The sequence below is a fragment of the Micromonospora sp. NPDC049060 genome (assembly GCF_040649055.1).
In the GTDB taxonomy this organism is placed as follows: Bacteria; Actinomycetota; Actinomycetes; order Mycobacteriales; family Micromonosporaceae; genus Micromonospora; species Micromonospora reichwaldensis.
On sequence record NZ_JBEZEV010000053.1, the window covers coordinates 1 to 15,514 of the forward strand.

At 73.6% G+C, this 15,514-nt stretch carries 18 protein-coding genes and 1 pseudogene; 16 read left to right on the forward strand and 3 right to left on the reverse strand.

From position 1 onward, the window contains the following. The 5 genes and pseudogenes from AB0B83_RS19145 to AB0B83_RS19165 form a co-directional block, all read left to right on the forward strand. Nucleotides 1-551, forward strand: a pseudogene (locus AB0B83_RS19145) (hypothetical protein); the annotation flags it as partial. 46 nt (nt 552-597) lie between these two features. Beyond that, nucleotides 598-723: a hypothetical protein gene (locus AB0B83_RS19150; protein ID WP_357579321.1), complete on the forward strand. Its 126-nt coding sequence runs from the start codon at nt 598-600 to the stop codon at nt 721-723. 53 nt (nt 724-776) lie between these two features. Next, complete coding sequence (locus AB0B83_RS19155; protein WP_357579322.1) at nt 777-1,259, forward strand: UDP-N-acetylglucosamine--LPS N-acetylglucosamine transferase; 483 nt, start codon at nt 777-779, stop codon at nt 1,257-1,259. Between the two features lie 74 nt (nt 1,260-1,333). Then, nucleotides 1,334-1,948 (forward strand): glycosyltransferase, encoded by a 615-nt coding sequence (locus tag AB0B83_RS19160; RefSeq protein ID WP_357579347.1) that lies wholly within the window; start codon nt 1,334-1,336, stop codon nt 1,946-1,948. Beyond that, nucleotides 1,945-2,865, forward strand: a complete 921-nt coding sequence (locus AB0B83_RS19165; RefSeq protein WP_151457204.1) for a glycosyltransferase family 2 protein — start codon at nt 1,945-1,947, stop codon at nt 2,863-2,865. Before AB0B83_RS19160 ends, AB0B83_RS19165 begins: the two co-directional genes overlap by 4 nt. A gap of 8 nt (nt 2,866-2,873) precedes the next feature. Here the strand turns inward: AB0B83_RS19165 and AB0B83_RS19170 are convergent, their stop codons facing one another. After that, nucleotides 2,874-3,530: a TetR/AcrR family transcriptional regulator gene (locus AB0B83_RS19170; protein ID WP_357579323.1), complete on the reverse strand. Its 657-nt coding sequence runs from the start codon at nt 3,528-3,530 to the stop codon at nt 2,874-2,876. 66 nt (nt 3,531-3,596) lie between these two features. On the opposite strand from AB0B83_RS19170, the gene AB0B83_RS19175 reads away from it, so the two are divergent. From AB0B83_RS19175 to AB0B83_RS19185, 3 genes are all read left to right on the forward strand, one after another. After that, nucleotides 3,597-4,673, forward strand: coding sequence for a hypothetical protein (locus AB0B83_RS19175; protein WP_357579324.1), 1,077 nt, complete (start codon nt 3,597-3,599; stop codon nt 4,671-4,673). Nucleotides 4,674-4,812: 139 nt separating this feature from the next. Next, nucleotides 4,813-5,991, forward strand: a complete 1,179-nt coding sequence (gene aroC, locus AB0B83_RS19180) for a chorismate synthase (protein ID WP_311414440.1) — start codon at nt 4,813-4,815, stop codon at nt 5,989-5,991. Nucleotides 5,992-6,037: 46 nt separating this feature from the next. Next, a complete protein-coding gene (locus AB0B83_RS19185) occupies nt 6,038-6,541 on the forward strand; it encodes a shikimate kinase (RefSeq protein ID WP_327031192.1) in 504 nt (167 codons plus the stop codon). Between the two features lie 30 nt (nt 6,542-6,571). On the opposite strand, the gene AB0B83_RS19190 is transcribed toward AB0B83_RS19185, so the two are convergent. Continuing rightward, a complete protein-coding gene (locus AB0B83_RS19190) occupies nt 6,572-7,300 on the reverse strand; it encodes an alpha/beta fold hydrolase (protein ID WP_357579325.1) in 729 nt (242 codons plus the stop codon). Nucleotides 7,301-7,380: 80 nt separating this feature from the next. Between AB0B83_RS19190 and AB0B83_RS19195 the strand changes: the two genes are divergently transcribed. The 5 genes from AB0B83_RS19195 (at nt 7,381) to nusB (ending at nt 11,822) form a co-directional block, all read left to right on the forward strand. Then, nucleotides 7,381-8,346 carry a YafY family protein gene (locus AB0B83_RS19195; RefSeq protein ID WP_357579326.1) on the forward strand — a complete coding sequence of 322 codons (966 nt, stop codon included), beginning with the start codon at nt 7,381-7,383 and terminating at the stop codon, nt 8,344-8,346. A gap of 107 nt (nt 8,347-8,453) precedes the next feature. Further along, nucleotides 8,454-9,530, forward strand: a complete 1,077-nt coding sequence (gene aroB, locus AB0B83_RS19200; protein ID WP_151457200.1) for a 3-dehydroquinate synthase — start codon at nt 8,454-8,456, stop codon at nt 9,528-9,530. Further along, the gene (gene aroQ, locus AB0B83_RS19205; protein WP_132240162.1) at nt 9,527-9,958 is read left to right on the forward strand and encodes a type II 3-dehydroquinate dehydratase; all 432 of its coding nucleotides are present in this window, start codon (nt 9,527-9,529) and stop codon (nt 9,956-9,958) included. Before aroB ends, aroQ begins: the two co-directional genes overlap by 4 nt. An 872-nt stretch (nt 9,959-10,830) precedes the next feature. Beyond that, nucleotides 10,831-11,388, forward strand: coding sequence for an elongation factor P (gene efp / locus AB0B83_RS19210; protein WP_132240163.1), 558 nt, complete (start codon nt 10,831-10,833; stop codon nt 11,386-11,388). A 23-nt stretch (nt 11,389-11,411) separates the two neighbouring features. Next, nucleotides 11,412-11,822 (forward strand): transcription antitermination factor NusB, encoded by a 411-nt coding sequence (gene nusB, locus AB0B83_RS19215; protein WP_172896683.1) that lies wholly within the window; start codon nt 11,412-11,414, stop codon nt 11,820-11,822. 120 nt (nt 11,823-11,942) lie between these two features. Here the strand turns inward: nusB and AB0B83_RS19220 are convergent, their stop codons facing one another. After that, the gene (locus AB0B83_RS19220; protein WP_013285505.1) at nt 11,943-12,431 is read right to left on the reverse strand and encodes a helix-turn-helix domain-containing protein; all 489 of its coding nucleotides are present in this window, start codon (nt 12,429-12,431) and stop codon (nt 11,943-11,945) included. A 283-nt stretch (nt 12,432-12,714) separates the two neighbouring features. Between AB0B83_RS19220 and pyrR the strand changes: the two genes are divergently transcribed. The 3 genes from pyrR to AB0B83_RS19235 are packed head-to-tail and all read left to right on the forward strand — an operon-like array spanning nt 12,715 to nt 15,496. Next, nucleotides 12,715-13,299: a bifunctional pyr operon transcriptional regulator/uracil phosphoribosyltransferase PyrR gene (pyrR, locus tag AB0B83_RS19225; protein WP_357579327.1), complete on the forward strand. Its 585-nt coding sequence runs from the start codon at nt 12,715-12,717 to the stop codon at nt 13,297-13,299. Then, on the forward strand, nt 13,296-14,222 hold the full coding sequence (locus tag AB0B83_RS19230; protein WP_121395245.1) for an aspartate carbamoyltransferase catalytic subunit: 927 nt from the start codon (nt 13,296-13,298) through the stop codon (nt 14,220-14,222). Before pyrR ends, AB0B83_RS19230 begins: the two co-directional genes overlap by 4 nt. Then, nucleotides 14,219-15,496 carry a dihydroorotase gene (locus AB0B83_RS19235; protein WP_357579328.1) on the forward strand — a complete coding sequence of 426 codons (1,278 nt, stop codon included), beginning with the start codon at nt 14,219-14,221 and terminating at the stop codon, nt 15,494-15,496. The genes AB0B83_RS19230 and AB0B83_RS19235 overlap by 4 nt, the downstream gene beginning before the upstream one ends. The last annotated feature ends 18 nt before the right edge of the window (nt 15,497-15,514 follow it).

The window sequence follows — 15,514 nt, forward strand, 5'->3', positions numbered from 1 at the left end:
GTCACCCGAGCTGGGCGTGTTGCCGGTGGGTGCGCCGGAGTACGACCACCCTGGCCGGGTCGGCGTTCCTGGCCCGGCTCGCCGCCGACGCCGGGCGCGCCGCCGCCGGCACGCCGGACGGGGCCCGGGCGGTCGCCGCCGTCGCGGCCCTGACCGACCGGCACGGCGGCACGACCGTCGAGTTCGGGCACTGGCACGGCGACTGGGTGCCCTGGAACCTCGGCGTGCACGCCGGCCGCCTCGTCGCCTGGGACTGGGAGCACAGCGGGCCGGACGTGCCGCTCGGCTTCGACCTGGCGCACGACGCGTTCCAGCGGGCCCTGGTGCTGCGCGGCGAGCCGGCCGCGGCGGCGGCGCGGGCCGTCGACGCCCACCTCGACCGGTACGGCACCGACCTCGGGCTCGGGCCGGCGGCCCGGCGGCTGGTGGCCGACGCCTACCTGCTGGAGATGTGGCTGCGCACCTGGCGCCTCGCCGACGCGGGCGCGGGCTGGAACGCGGCGCTGCATCCCGCCCTGCTGGACGTCATCGAGAAACGACATAGCGGCTGATCCACCGAAATCGCCGGGGCCTGCGGGCCGCCGTCGACTCCGGATAGTGACGAAGAAGCTCCAGGTCGTGACGATCGTCGATATCGATGGTCGGCGCGGCGCACCCGATCCGCCACCCGCGGAGATCGATCTGTCGCCCGGTCGCCCTATTTCACCAGCCGGGGACGTGTGATCTGCTGTCGCGTGGCTACCACCGAACATCCAAGCGAACTTGTGGGGAGTCGCGTGGAAACGACGACCGAGGATGCCGGCGAGCCCGGATTCCTGCTCCTGGTGGGCTCCAGCGGCGGCCATCTGGCCCAACTGCTCGCCCTGCGCCCGTGGTACGAACGCTGGCGGCGGTGCTGGGTCACCTTCGACACACCCGAGGCGCTCTCGCTGCTGGCTGGCGAGGAACTCGTCCCGGCGCACCACCCGACCACCCGCAACGTGCCGAACCTGCTGCGCAACGCCGTACTCGCCTGGCGGGTGCTGCGGTCGCGCCGGGTCGCCGCGGTGGTGACCACCGGCGCCGGCGTGGCCGTCCCGTTCGTGGTGCTGGCCCGGCTCCGGGGCGTGCCGACCGTCTACATCGAGGTGTACGACCGCATCGACACCCCGACCCTGACCGCCCGGCTCTGCCGGCCCTTCCTCTCCGCGATGCTCGTGCAGTGGGACGAGCAGCGCCGCCAGTACCCGGAGGCCACCGTCGTGGGGACCCTGCTGTGAGCGCCGAGAGCACCGGAACCACCCCCGCGCACCGCGTCGCCCCCGGCCGTCCCCGGCCTGCGCCCGCCACCCGGCTGCCCCGGCCGCGCGACTCCGGCGGCCTCGCGCAGGCCCGGCTGCTGGTCGCCGTCGGCACCGACAAGCACCCGTTCGACCGCCTGGTCGGCTGGCTGGAGGAGTGGCATCCCGCCGTCGCCGAGGGCGTCGGGCTGACCGTCCAGCACGGACACACCCGGGCCCCCGGGGTGCCCGGGGCGATGCCCTTCCTCGGTCACGACGAGCTGCAGACGGCGATGGCCGAGGCCGACCTCGTGGTCTGCCACGGCGGCCCGGCCACCATCCTGGAGGCCCGCCGGCACGGGCACCTGCCGATCGTCGTCCCACGGGACCCGACCCGGGGCGAACACGTCGACGACCACCAGCAGTTGTTCGCCCGTCGCCTGGGCGCGGCCGGCATGGTGGCGCTGGCCGAGACCCGGGAGGCGCTGTTCGAGGCGCTCACCGCCGGCCTCGCCGACCCGTCGCGGTTCGCCGTCGCGGCCGACCCGGACGCGTCCCGGGCGCGCCGCGCGGCGGTCGAGCAGGTGGGACGGATCGTGGAGGACCTGGTGGCCGCGTCGACCGGACGACGGCAGCGGACGAGGTGGCGGCCGTGGGCACGGCCGGCCCGGAACGGAGAGCGGCGATGACCGAACACCCGAGCGTGAGCGCGGTGGTGCCCACCCGGGACCGCCCGGAACTGCTCCGGGCCGCCGTACGCGCCATCCTCGACCAGGATCACCCCGGCCCGATCGAGGTGGTGGTGGTCTACGACCAGTCCGAGCCGGACGCCTCGCTGGCCGAGCTGTCCCGCCCGGACCGGCTGGTCCGGGTGATCCGCAACGAACGCGCCCCCGGCCTGGCGGGCGCCCGCAACTCGGGCGTCCTGGCCGCCACCGGCGAGCTCGTCGCGTTCTGCGACGACGACGACGAGTGGCTGCCCGGCAAGCTGCGGGCCCAGGTCGAGGCGCTCGCCGCCCACCCCGACGCGGAGTTCGTCAGCTGCGGCATCCGGGTCAGCTACGACGGGCACACCGTCGACCGGGCGCTGCCGAAGGACTCGGTCACCCTCGCCGACCTGCTGCGGGACCGGATGACGGAGCTGCACCCGTCGACCTTCCTGATCCGCGCCGCCGCGCTGCGCGACGGGTTCGGGCTGGTCGACGAGGAGATCCCGGGCAGCTACGCGGAGGACTACGAGTTCCTGCTCCGGGCCGCCCGCAGCGCGCCGCTGGTCAACCTGCGCACGCCGTACGTGCTGGTGCGCTGGCACAAGCGGTCCTACTTCGCGCAGCGTTGGGACACCATCTCCGAGGCGTTGCAGTGGCTGCTGGAGCGCTACCCCGAGTTCGGCACGCAGCCGGCCGGCGAGGCGCGGGTCACCGGGCAGATCGCCTTCGCCCGCGCCGCGTCCGGCGACCGGCGGGGCGCGATGCGCTGGGCCCGGCACACCATCCGGCGCAACCCGCGCGAGCCGAGGGCGTACCTGGCCCTCGCCGTGGCCGGGCGGATGGTCCGCGCCGACGCGGTGCTGCGTACCCTGCACAAACGCGGCCGGGGCATCTGAGCGCGCGGTCAGGGCACGGTGCGTCGCTCCGCGGCGTCGAACGCGGGCGCGAGCGGGGCCAGCGCCGCGCGGAGCTGGTCGGGCAGCGAGCCGGAGGGCACGACCAGTCCTCCGGCTCCGAAGCCCTCGGCGGCCCCCGCGTTCCCGGCCGGCTGGAGCCAGCCCTCCAGTGCGATCCGCACCGCCGCGGCCACGCTTGCCGCGAGAACGCGGGCCGTGTGCGCTCCGTCGTCACCCAGGCGTTCGGCGATCGCTGCCGTGAGCGGGGGCTCGATGCCGGTGGTGGTGTCGAGGAACGCGTCGCGCAGCGAGGTCCGGGTGGTGATCAACAGCAGCACGTGGCGTTCGTGCTCGCCGGTGTTCGCGTACTGCTCGACCACTGCCTCGGTGACGACGTCGGCCAGGCGCGCTCCTGCGGGCCGGGCCGTGACCGCCGCCGCGATCCGCGCCTCCCGGTCCGCGGTGACGGCGGAGACGATCGCCTGCTCCCGGCTGGCGAAGTAGTTGTTGTAGGTGCGCGGCGAGACCCCGGCCGCCTCGGCGATGTCCTCGACCCGCACCTGGTCCGGTCCGTGCTGCACGGCCAGGCGCAGGGCCGCCTCGCGTAGCGCCTCGCGGGTGGCCTGCTTCTTCCGCTCCCGCAGCCCCGGTGGTGGCGTCGTCACGGTGTCAGCGTCCCACGCAGGGCTACGCGCCCGCAAATTTGCGTGAACGAAAACTTGCGTACGCGCATGTTTCCTGTCAGTCTCGACCCGACCGGGACCGACGGAGAGGACGCCGCCATGCGCGCAAGAGGAATGACCTACGACACCGGATTCGTCGTGCACGGCCAGACGTCCCGCGAACACTTCGATCCTGCGGTGGTCCGGCGCGAGCTCGCCATCATCCGCGACGACCTGCACTGCAACGCGGTCCAGATCATCGGCGGCGACCCGGATCGGCTGGAGCTGGCCGCCGGCGCCGCCGCCGAACTCGGCCTGGAGGTCTGGTTCTCGCCCTATCCGCTGGAGCTGGATCCGGAGCAGATCCTCACGCTCTTCCGCGACTGCGCCGAGCGGGCGGAACGGCTCCGGCAGCAGGGGGCCGCAGTCGTGTTCGTCGCAGGGGTCGAGCTGAGCGTGATGAACCGTGGGTTCCTGCCCGGCGAGAGCCCCGAGGATCGGGTCGCGCGGCTGATGAGCCGACCCGAACGGCGGGCCGAAGCCATCCGCGAACTCGGGGTGCACATCAACGCGTTCCTCCGCGACGCGGCGGCCACGGTCCGCGAGCGCTTCCAGGGCAGGCTCACCTATGCGTCCATCCAGTTCGAGCAGGTCGACTGGACCCCCTTCGACATCGTGGCGTTCGAGCTGATCCGCTCCGCCGAGGTCGCCGACCGGTTCCGGGACGCGGTGCGCACCCTGGCCCAGGGCCCGAAGCCGCTCGCCATCACCGGGTTCGGCACCGCGGCCTACCGCGGCGCGGGAGACCGCGGCGGGCGGGTACTGGAAGTGGTCGAGCACGACCCGGAGACCGGGGCCCCGGTACGGCTCAACGGCGTACACGAGCGTGACGAGGCCGGCCAGGCCGCATATCTGAGCGAGCTGCTGGAGATCTTCGAGACCGAGGGCGTGGACAGCGCGTTCGTGTTCCTGTTCGCCCTGCCCGGCTACCCGCACCGCCCGGACGGCGACCCCAGGGACGACCTGGACCGGGCCAGCCTGGGCATCGTCAAGCTCCTCGAAGGACGCCGTGGGCAGACCTACCCCGACATGGAATGGGAGCCCAAGGCCGCCTTCGCGGCAGTGGCACAGCGCTATCGGAGGTGACAGGCCCGGAGCCGCCGGAAGCGGCGGAGGCCGGGCGGCGGGCCAGCCCGGCGGTCGCGGCGGGCCGTGCCGCGTCCGCAGGGCGGGACGCGGCGGGCACCGCATGGCGGCGGCCACCGGGCGTGACAGACTGACCGCTGTGTTGCGCTGGTTGACTGCAGGGGAATCGCACGGTCCCGCCCTCGTCGCGATGATGGAGGGCGTGCCCGCCGGCGTCGAGGTGACCACCGGGGACATCGCCGGTGAGCTGGCCCGGCGCCGGCTCGGCTACGGCCGGGGCGCGCGGATGTCGTTCGAGCAGGACGAGGTGGAGGTCATCGGCGGGCTGCGGCACGGGGCGACCCTCGGCAGCCCCGTCGCGATCCGCGTCGGCAACTCCGAGTGGCCCAAGTGGCGCACCGTGATGGCCGCCGACCCGGTCGACGCGGAGGAACTGGCCAGCCAGGCCCGCAACGCGCCGCTCACCCGCCCCCGCCCGGGGCACGCCGACCTGGCCGGCATGCAGAAGTACGGCCACACCGACGCCCGGCCGATCCTGGAGCGGGCCAGCGCGCGGGAGACCGCCGCCCGGGTCGCCGTCGGCACGGTCGCCAAGGCACTGCTCCGGCAGGCCCTCGGCATCGAGATCGTCTCGCACGTGGTGGAGCTGGGCCCGGTCGCCGCCAAGCCGGGGCTGCGCCCCACGCCCGCCGACGCCGACCGCATCGACGCGGACCCGCTGCGCTGCCTCGACCCGGAGGCCAGCGCCCGGATGGTCGCCGAGGTCGACGCCGCGAAGAAGGCCGCCGACACCCTGGGTGGCGTGGTCGAGGTGCTGGCGTACGGGGTGCCGCCGGGCCTGGGCAGCCACGTGCAGTGGGACCGCAAGCTCGACGCCCGGCTCGCGACCGCCCTGATGTCGATCCAGGCCATCAAGGGCGTGGAGATCGGCGACGGTTGGCAGCAGGCGCGCTCCCGTGGTTCCGAGGCGCACGACGAGATCATCCCCACCGCCACCGGCGTACGTCGGGTCACCGACCGGGCCGGCGGGCTGGAGGGCGGCATCACCACCGGCGAGCCGCTGCGCGTGAAGGCCGCCATGAAGCCGATCTCGTCGCTGAACCGGGCACTGGCGACGGTGGACGTCACCACCGGCGAGCCGGCCACCGCGATCAACCAGCGCTCGGACGTGTGCGCCGTGCCCGCCGCCGCCGTCGTCGCCGAGGCGATGGTGGCGCTGGTGCTGGCGGAGGCCGCCACCGAGAAGTTCGGCGGCGACTCGGTCGCCGAGATCCGCCGCAACCTGGCCGGCTACCTCGACGCCCTGGTGATCCGGTGAGCGCGGCTCGGCGGGCGGGGCGCGCGGCGGTTCGGCGGTGCCGCTGATGGCGCCGGTCTGCGTACTGGTGGGGGCACCCGGCTCGGGCAAGACCACCGTCGGGCTGGCGCTGGCCGAGCTGCTCGGTGTGGAGTTCCGCGACACCGACCTGGACATCGTGCGCCTGGCCGGCAAGCCGATCTCCGAGATCTTCATCGACGAGGGTGAGGACCACTTCCGTACCCTCGAACGGGCGGCGGTGGCGGCGGGGCTCGCCTCGTGCGAGGGCGTGCTCGCCCTCGGCGGCGGCGCGATCCTCGCCGAGGAGAACCGCGCGGCCCTGGTCGGGCACCCCGTGGTCCACCTCTCCGTCGAGCTGTCCGACGCGGTGAAGCGGGTCGGGCTAGGCGGGGGCCGCCCGCTGCTGGCGATAAACCCCCGGGCGACGCTGAAGTACCTGCTGGACCAGCGCCGCCCGCTCTACGCCGAGGTGGCCACCGCCACGGTCGTCACCGACGGGCGGGAACCGGCGGAGATCGCCGCCGAGATCGCCGCGCTGCTCAAGCGCTGAGCCCGCACGGCCGCCGCCCCGGCGGCCGGGTCAGTCGCGGGCGATGCCGTCGAGCACGTCGGCCAGGCCCTTCGGCTCGCTGAGCATCGGCCAGTGGCCGGTCGGCAGCGCGTACAGCCGGCCGCCGGCCAGCCCGGCGAAGAACGGGTGGCCCTGCGCGATCATGTCCTCGACCACCGCGAGCGGGAAGGTGCTCGCCACCAGGGCCGTCGGCACCGCGTGTCCACCGGTGCGGCGGACCGGGTCGGTGGCGGCGCGCAGCGGGTGGGCGGTGGCCCGCCGTCGCAACAGCGCGAGCGCGGTAGGAGTCAGCCCGGCCAGGTTCTGCGGGTCCTGGGCCGGATCGAACGCGGGCGGCGGCAGCAGGTGCCCGTCGCCGATCTCGGCGCGCAGCCGCTCCTGCTCCTCGGGCGGGTTGCTGTCGAACTGCGACATGCCGTCGGGCATCGGCCCGCTCTCCACGTAGACCACCCGGGCGATTCGCTCGCCGAGGCGGTCCGCCGCCTGGGTCACCGGCAGCCCGCCGCCGGAGTGGCCCACCAGCACGACGTCGTGCAGCTCCTCCACCTCGATCAACCGGACGATGTCGGTGGTGTGCGTCTCCAGGCCGACCTCCGGGCCGGCGAGGTGGGCGCGCTCGGCCACCCCGGTCAGCGTCACCGGGTGGACCTCGTGGCCCTGCCCGCGCAGCGCCGCCGTCACGTCGCGCCACGCCCAACCGCCCAACCAGAACCCCGGCACCAGCACGAACGTCGCCATCGCGGCCTCCCTCTCTCGTCGTTCGCGACCACCGTACGATCGAATCCGGACGCTTTCCGCCCGCTTTGAAGGAGTGGTCCGTGTCGCATCCCGCCGCCCGGGTGCTCGGCATGCTCGAACTGCTCCAGAGCCACCACCGGCTCACCGGGGCGGAGCTGGCCCGCCGGCTGGGGGTGGACGGGCGTACGGTGCGCCGCTACGCCGCGACCCTGGCCAAGCTGGGCATCCCGGTCGCCGCCGAGCGGGGCCGCCACGGCGGCTACCGGCTGCGCCCCGGCTACAAGCTGCCGCCGCTGATGCTCACCGACGACGAGGCCGTCGCCGTGCTGCTCGGTCTGGTCGCCGCCGAGCGGCTCGGGCTGGGCACCGAAGAACCGGCGACCGCGACCGCGCTGGCCAAGATCCGCAGGGTGCTCCCGCCCACGCTCAGTGACCGCCTCGCGGCGGTGCAGGAGCACCTCGGCTTCACCCTGCGGCAATCGGCGCCGCAGCCCCGGCCGGCGACCGGGACGCTGCTCACCCTCGGCGCCGCCGCTCGGCACCGGCGCCGGGTACGGCTGGAGCACCGTTCCTCCTCCGGCACGGTGACCCGCCGGGAGCTCGACCCGTACGGGCTGGTCTTCCACTCCGGCCGCTGGTACGTCACGGGCCACGACCACCTGCGCGGGGAGGTGCGCACGTTCCGACTGGACCGGATCAGGGAGGTGCTGCCGGGGGAGGAGACCTTCGCCGTGCCCCACGGCTTCGACCCGGTCGCCCAGGTGACCCGCTCGCTGGCCCGCGTCCCGTACGCCCACGACGTCGAGGTGCTGCTGGAAGCCGACCTGGCCGCCGCCCGACGCCGCCTGCCGCCCAGCGTGGCCGAGCTGAGGACGACCGACGGAGGCGTGCTGCTGCGCGCCCGCGCGGAGAACCTGGCCGGGATGGCCCAACTGCTCGCGGGGCTGGGCTGGCCGTTCACCGTCGTACGGCCCGCGGCCCTGCGCGCCGAGGTCGCCGCGCACGCCCGGGGGCTGGCCGCGTGGGCGGCCCGGGTGCCCGGGTGATCCCGCCCCGGGGCGCGGCCCGCGCGGTCCCGCCCCGGCGCGGAACGGGTGGCCACGAAGTGGACAGTTCCCCCCTCGGATCGGGCGGCTGGACTAGGCTGCCGGCGATGGACGAGGTGACCCGGATCCCGGTCGGCGGCGAGCGCCCGTACGACGTGCTGGTGGGACGCGACCTGCTCGACGCGCTGCCCGGGCTGCTGCCGGACGCGACCCGGGTGGCGGTGCTGCACGCGCACCCGCTGAAGGAACTGGCCGACGCGATCGGCGGGCGGCTGCGCGCCGCCGGCGTCGCACCGCTGCTGATCGAGGTGCCGGACGCCGAGGCGGGCAAGCGCATCGACGTGGCGGCGACCTGTTGGGACCGGCTGGGCGAGGCGGGTTTCACCCGTACCGACGCGGTGGTGGGCGTCGGTGGCGGCGCGGTCACCGACCTGGCCGGCTTCGTCGCGGCCTGCTGGCTGCGGGGGGTGCGCTGGGTTCCGGTGGCGACCTCGCTGCTGGGCATGGTCGACGCGGCGGTGGGCGGCAAGACCGGGATCAACACCGCCGCCGGCAAGAACCTGGTCGGGGCGTTCCATCCGCCGGTCGGCGTCCTCGCCGACCTGACGACGCTGGACAGCCTCCCGCAGGCCGACCTCGCCGCCGGTCTGGCCGAGGTGGTCAAGTGCGGCTTCATCGCCGACCCGGTGATCCTCGACCTGGTGGAGCGGGACCGGGCGGCGGCCACCGACCCGACCGGCCCGGTGACCCGCGAGCTGATCGAGCGGGCGATCCGGGTGAAGTCCGACGTGGTCTCGGGCGACCTGCGCGAGTCGGGCGTGCGGGAGGTGCTCAACTACGGTCACACCCTGGCCCACGCCATCGAGAAGGCGGAGGACTACCGCTGGCGGCACGGCCACGCCGTGTCGGTCGGCGTCGTCTACGCCGGTGAGTTGGCCCGACTGGCTGGGCGGCTGGACGCCCCCACCGCCGAGCGGCACCGGACGGCCATGGCGGCGCTCGGCCTGCCCACCAGCTATCCCGCCCAGGCCTGGCCCGGACTGCTCGCCACGATGCGGGTGGACAAGAAGGCCCGGGGCAACCAACTGCGTTTCGTCGTGCTGGACGGGCTGGCCCGGCCGGCGATCCTGGAGGGCCCGGACGACGAGCTGCTGGAGGCGGCCTACCGCGAGGTGGCCGCATGAAGGTCCACGTGCTGAACGGCCCGAACCTCGGCCGGCTCGGCACCCGGCAGCCGGACGTCTACGGGGCGACCAGCTACGCGGACCTGGTGGCGCTCTGCGAGTCGACCGGGCGGGAGCTCGGGCTGGACGTGACGGTCCGGCAGACCGACGCCGAGCACGAGCTGCTGGCCTGGCTGCACGCCGCCGCCGACGAGGGCGCCGCCGTGGTGCTCAATCCCGCCGCCTGGTCGCACTACTCGTACGCGGTCCGGGACGCCTGCGCCATGCTGCGCGGGCCGCTGGTCGAGGTGCACATCTCCAACATCCACGCCCGCGAGGAGTTCCGGCACCATTCCGTGGTGTCGGCGGTGGCGACCGGGGTGATCTGCGGCCTCGGCGTCGACGGCTACCGCCTGGCCCTGCACCACCTGGCCGCCCTGATCCGCTGACCCCGGTTGCCCTCCCCGCTCCCGCCTGCCCCGCCCCGCCTGCCCCGCCCCGCCCTGCCCGTCCCGCCCGCTCTGCCCGTACCGCCCGTCCCCCGTCCCGCCCGTCGCGTGCGGGAGCGGCGAGATGAGTGCCGGTGGCGCGCTCTGCGCTTCAGCCGTCGTGACGGTGAGTGATATCTCCCTTCGTTACTGCCGGTTACCGCCGCTCCGGCTCGTGCTCCATGCCCCTCCGACGCTTTGCTCTGCATCCGAATTCGCACCACCGGTCTGAGCTGGGATTTCTTGTCGACGGCGAATCGTGGTCGGAGGCGACAAAGTGACCGCGCGTAACTGGTGCCTCCGTGGGTGCAGAGCAAAGGGAGCGTGGAGGGGTTCTGCCGGGGAGCGTGGCAGCTTACGGAGTGTGAGCGCTGGCGTGCGTTGTCGCCGGCGACCCCGCAAGGTGGCTGGGCCGGCGGCTCGGCCGGCGGAGCGACGGCGGCTGGGCAAGCTGCAAGCGACGGCGGCTCGGCTTGCGGGGCGGTGTGGTGGGGCCGGCCGCGGGGGTGACAGCGGCTCGGCCGGTCGGCGGGCAGCCAGTGGCGGGACCGGCGGGGCAATGGCAACAGCAACAGCCACAGCGGCAGCGGCGGCCGCGGCGGAGAACGGTGGGGCACGGCGGAAGGCGTCGCGAGGGGCGGCGGGAGAGTGGCGGAAGCGCGGCGGGAAGTCGGCGGGAAGTCGGCGGGAGTGCGGGGGAGGAGCCGGCGGAAGGGAGGTGGGAGGGCGGCGGAAAGGCGGTGGGAAGGGCGGCGGGAAGCGGCGGACAGCGGCGTTCGGCGCAACTAGTAGACTTGCCAGGTCTGTCCGCCAATTGATGATCAAGGCAGGAAATGGCCACCACCAACGACCTGAAGAACGGCCTGGTACTCAACCTCGACGGAGAGCTCTGGGCCGTCGTCGAGTTCCAGCACGTCAAGCCCGGTAAGGGTGGTGCGTTCGTGCGTACCACGCTGAAGAACGTGCTGTCCGGCAAGGTGGTCGACAAGACCTTCAACGCGGGCACCAAGGTCGAGACCGCGACCGTGGACAAGCGCACCATGCAGTACCTCTACGCCGACGGCGAGGACTACGTCTTCATGGACCTGGAGACGTTCGACCAGATCAACGTGCCGGGTGCCACCGTCGGCGACGCGGCGAACTACCTGCTGCCCGAGGCTGAGGCGACCGTGGCCACCCACGAGGGTGTCCCGCTCTACATCGAGCTGCCGACCAGCGTCGTGCTGGAGGTCACCTACACCGAGCCGGGCCTGCAGGGCGACCGGTCGACCGGCGGCAACAAGCCGGCGACCGTCGAGACCGACGCGACGGTCCAGGTGCCGCTCTTCATCACCACCGGCGAGAAGATCAAGGTCGACACCCGCGACGGCCGTTACCTCGGCCGCGCCTGATGGCCGAGGGCCCCAAGCAGCAGATGCCTGCGCGCCGCAAGGCGCGTAAGCGGGCGCTGGACGTGCTCTTCGAGGCCGACCTGCGGGACCGCCCGCCGGTCGAGGTGCTCGCCGGCTACATCGAGCGGATCGAGAAGCCCCGACCCGAGCACCTGGGATACGCGGTGAGCCTCGTCGAGGGCGTCGCCGCCCACCTCGACCGGATCGACGAGGTGATCGCCAGCTACGCCGAGGGGTGGACGCTGGACCGGATGCCGGCGGTCGACCGCAACCTCGCCCGGATCGCGGTCTACGAGCTGCTCTACGTCGACGAGATCGACGACGCGGTGGCCATCAGCGAGGCCGTCGAGCTGGCCCGGCAGATGTCGACCGACGACTCGCCGCGCTTCCTCAACGGCATCCTCGGCCGCATCGCCGAGTACGCCACCCGCTGACGCGGCGCACGTCACACCCGGACGTGCGTCACAGCCGGTGTGCTCAAAAGGCGGGACGCGACACGAACGACGACGAGAGGGGCCCGTGCCGGACGGCACGGGCCCCTCTCGCGTTCCTGGTCAGCTGGCGAAGAACGCCCGCGGGTCGGCGACCAGCACGCCGTGCTCGGTGAGCCGCTCGATCAGGCCGGACGGCGAGGCGTCGTACACGATCGCGAGCGCGCGCAGGTCGTCGGCGCGGATGGAGAGCACGCGGCCGTTGTAGTCACCGCGCTGCTGCTGGATGGCACGCGCGTACCGGGCGACGTAGGCGAGGTCCTCGGATGCCTCGTCGTAGAGCCGCTCCAGGTCGAGGACGATCTTGCTGGTGGGCTCGTGGCGAACCCCGCTGCCGTCGGGCAGCAGCTCCGAGACGGGAACGCGGTAGAAGTCGGCAAGCTCGGCCAGGCGCGACACCGTGACGGCGCGGTCGCCGCGCTCGTAGGAGCCGACCACCACCGCCTTCCACCGCCCGTTCGACTTCTCCTCCACGCCCTGCAGGGACAGGCCCTGCTGCTGACGGATGGAGCGCAGGCGGGCGCCCAGAGACTTGGCGTATTCAGAGGGCATTAAACACTCCCAGTGCTGCTCGGGGTTCTCCCAGGGTCGCTACGGAGCGTGACGGTACGGGGATTGGTACAACTGGTCAAGTGGTCGTGACCTTACCGTTGGGATCACCGGGGGAGTTGTCCCCATTTCGCCGGGCTGACCAGGGGGTCAGTGGCCGGCGGCGGTCGGTGCGGTGACCACTGGTAACGTGGCGGGAAGCCCCGGTCCGGGCCGCTCGCGTCCCGGTGCCGGCATCCGACGTCCTTTAACGACCCGTCCCGTGAGGCGGGGAAGGAGGTCCGCCGTGGCCTACCCACCTGCTGCCCAGTCGTCGCCGCCGCGACAACCCTCGGTGAAGGTGATCCTCGCCAGCGCCGACGTTCAGCGCGTGATCGACCGCATCGCCCACCAGATCCTGGAGAAGACCCAGGGCGCCGAGGACACCGTGCTGCTGGGCATCCCCACCCGGGGCGCCCCGCTCGCGAAGCGGCTCGCCGCCCGGATCAGCACCTTCGAGGACGTGACCGTCCCGGTCGGCGTGCTCGACATCACCCTCTACCGCGACGACCTGCGCCGGCACGCCACCCGCGCGGTCGGGCCGACCCAGGTGCCGCCCGGCGGCATCGACGGCAAGCGGGTCGTCCTCGTCGACGACGTGCTCTTCTCCGGCCGTACGGTGCGGGCCGCGCTCGACGCGCTCAACGACGTCGGGCGGCCGGCGTCCGTCCAGCTCGCCGTCCTGGTCGACCGCGGCCACCGCGAGCTGCCGATCCGCGCCGACTACGTCGGCAAGAACATCCCGACGTCCCTGGCGGAGAGCGTGAAAGTCACCCTCGCGGAGACCGACGGCACCGACGAGGTCAGGTTGTACGGGGGGACGCCCGCATGATCAGGCACCTGCTCTCCGGGGCCGACCTGGACGCCGCCACCGCCACCGAGATCCTGGACACGGCCGCCGAGATGGCCACGGTCGCCGGCCGGGAGGTCAAGAAGCTCCCCGCGCTGCGTGGACGCACCGTGGTGAACCTCTTCTACGAGGACTCCACCCGCACCCGGATCTCCTTCGAGGCGGCGGCGAAGCGGCTCAGCGCCGACGTGATCAACTTTTCGGCCAAGGGCTCCAGCGTGACCAAGGGCGAGAGCCTGAAGGACACCGCGCTGACCCTCCAGGCGATGGGTGCCGACGCCGTGGTCGTCCGGCACCCCGCCTCCGGTGCCCCGCACCGGCTCGCCGACTGGGTCGACGGCTCGGTGGTCAACGCCGGCGACGGCACCCACGAGCACCCGACCCAGGCGCTGCTCGACGCGTACACGATGCGCTCCCGGCTGGGGCGGCTGGCCGGCCTGTCGGTCGCGGTGGTCGGGGACGTCCTGCACAGCCGGGTGGCCCGCTCGAACGTCCTGCTGCTGTCCACGCTCGGCGCCAAGGTGACCCTGGTCGGGCCGCCGACGCTGATCCCCGTCCACATCGCGCAGGCGCTCGCGCCCGGCACCGACGTCTCCTACGACCTCGACGCGGTGCTGCCGCAGTCGGACGTGGTGATGATGCTGCGGGTGCAGCGCGAGCGGATGAACGCCTCCTACTTCCCGTCCGCCCGCGAGTACGCCCGCCGCTACGGCCTGGACGGCCCGCGGATGCGCCGGCTGCCCGAGCACGCGATCGTCATGCACCCCGGACCGATGAACCGGGGGATGGAGATCACGCCCGAGGTGGCCGACTCGCCCCGCTCCACCATCGTCGAACAGGTCGCCAACGGGGTCTCCGTGCGGATGGCCGTCCTCTATCTGCTGCTCGGGGGGAACAACCGGTGAGCTCGTACCTGATCTCCAACGTCCGCGTCGTCGGCGCCGCGCCGACCGACGTGCTCATCCGCGACGGCGTCGTCGCGGCCGTCGGCGCCGGGCTGGACGCACCGGAGGCGACCGTCGTCGACGGCACCGGGCTGGTCGCCCTGCCCGGCCTGGTCGACCTGCACACCCACCTGCGCGAGCCCGGCCGGGAGGACGCCGAGACCGTCGAGTCCGGGTCCCGGGCGGCGGCGCTCGGCGGCTACACCGCGGTCTGCGCGATGGCCAACACCTCGCCGGTGGCCGACACCGCCGGCGTGGTCGAGCAGGTCTGGCGCCTGGGCCGGGAGGCCGGGCTGGTGGACGTGCAGCCGATCGGCGCGGTCACCGTCGGCCTGGCCGGCGAGCACCTCGCCGAGCTGGGCGCGATGGCCGACTCGGCGGCCCGGGTACGGATCTTCTCCGACGACGGGCACTGCGTCGCCGACCCGAGGCTGATGCGCCGGGCGCTTGAGTACGTGAAGGCGTTCGACGGGATCATCGCCCAGCACGCCGAGGAGCCCCGGCTCACCGAGGGCGCGCAGATGCACGAGGGCGAGGTCTCGACCCGCCTCGGCCTGACCGGCTGGCCGGCGGTCGCCGAGGAGGCGATCATCGCCCGGGACGTGCTGCTCGCCGAGCACGTCGGCAGCCGCCTGCACGTGTGCCACGTCTCCACCGCCGGCAGCGTGGAGGTGCTGCGCCAGGCAAAGGCCCGGGGCGTCCGGGTCACCGCCGAGGTCACCCCGCACCACCTGCTGCTCACCGACTCCCGGGCCGAGACGTACGACCCGGTCTACAAGGTCAACCCGCCGCTGCGCACCGCGGCCGACGTCGCCGCGCTGCGCGCGGCCCTGGTCGAGGGCGTGATCGACATCGTCGCCACCGACCACGCCCCGCACGCGGTGGAGGACAAGGAGTGTGAGTGGGCGTACGCCCGGCCGGGCATGCTCGGGCTGGAGACGGCGCTGTCGATCGCCCTCGACGTGCTCGGCCCGCAGTGGGACCTGATCGCCGAGCGGATGTCGCGCACCCCGGCCCGGATCGCCGGGCTGGAGGGGCACGGCCTCGACCCGGCGCCCGGCGTGCCGGCGAACCTGACCCTGGTCGACCCGGCCGCCCGCCGCACCATCGAGCCGGCGGAGCTGGCCAGCCGTAGCCGCAACACCCCGTACGCCCGCATGACGCTGCCGGGTCGCATCGTGGCGACCTTCCTGCGCGGCGAGCCGACGGTCCTGGACGGAAAGGCTGTTAAGTGATCCGAGCGAGGAGTGCAG

Coding starts and splice junctions, on each gene's coding strand:
- AB0B83_RS19230 (WP_121395245.1), top strand. CDS start 13,296: ATGATCAGGCACCTGCTCTCCGGGGCCGACCTGGACGCCGCCACCGCC.
- AB0B83_RS19220 (WP_013285505.1), bottom strand. CDS start 12,431: ATGCCCTCTGAATACGCCAAGTCTCTGGGCGCCCGCCTGCGCTCCATC.
- AB0B83_RS19185 (WP_327031192.1), top strand. CDS start 6,038: ATGGCGCCGGTCTGCGTACTGGTGGGGGCACCCGGCTCGGGCAAGACC.
- nusB (WP_172896683.1), top strand. CDS start 11,412: ATGCCTGCGCGCCGCAAGGCGCGTAAGCGGGCGCTGGACGTGCTCTTC.
- AB0B83_RS19190 (WP_357579325.1), bottom strand. CDS start 7,300: ATGGCGACGTTCGTGCTGGTGCCGGGGTTCTGGTTGGGCGGTTGGGCG.
- efp (WP_132240163.1), top strand. CDS start 10,831: ATGGCCACCACCAACGACCTGAAGAACGGCCTGGTACTCAACCTCGAC.
- AB0B83_RS19175 (WP_357579324.1), top strand. CDS start 3,597: ATGTTTCCTGTCAGTCTCGACCCGACCGGGACCGACGGAGAGGACGCC.
- AB0B83_RS19165 (WP_151457204.1), top strand. CDS start 1,945: ATGACCGAACACCCGAGCGTGAGCGCGGTGGTGCCCACCCGGGACCGC.
- aroQ (WP_132240162.1), top strand. CDS start 9,527: ATGAAGGTCCACGTGCTGAACGGCCCGAACCTCGGCCGGCTCGGCACC.
- aroB (WP_151457200.1), top strand. CDS start 8,454: ATGGACGAGGTGACCCGGATCCCGGTCGGCGGCGAGCGCCCGTACGAC.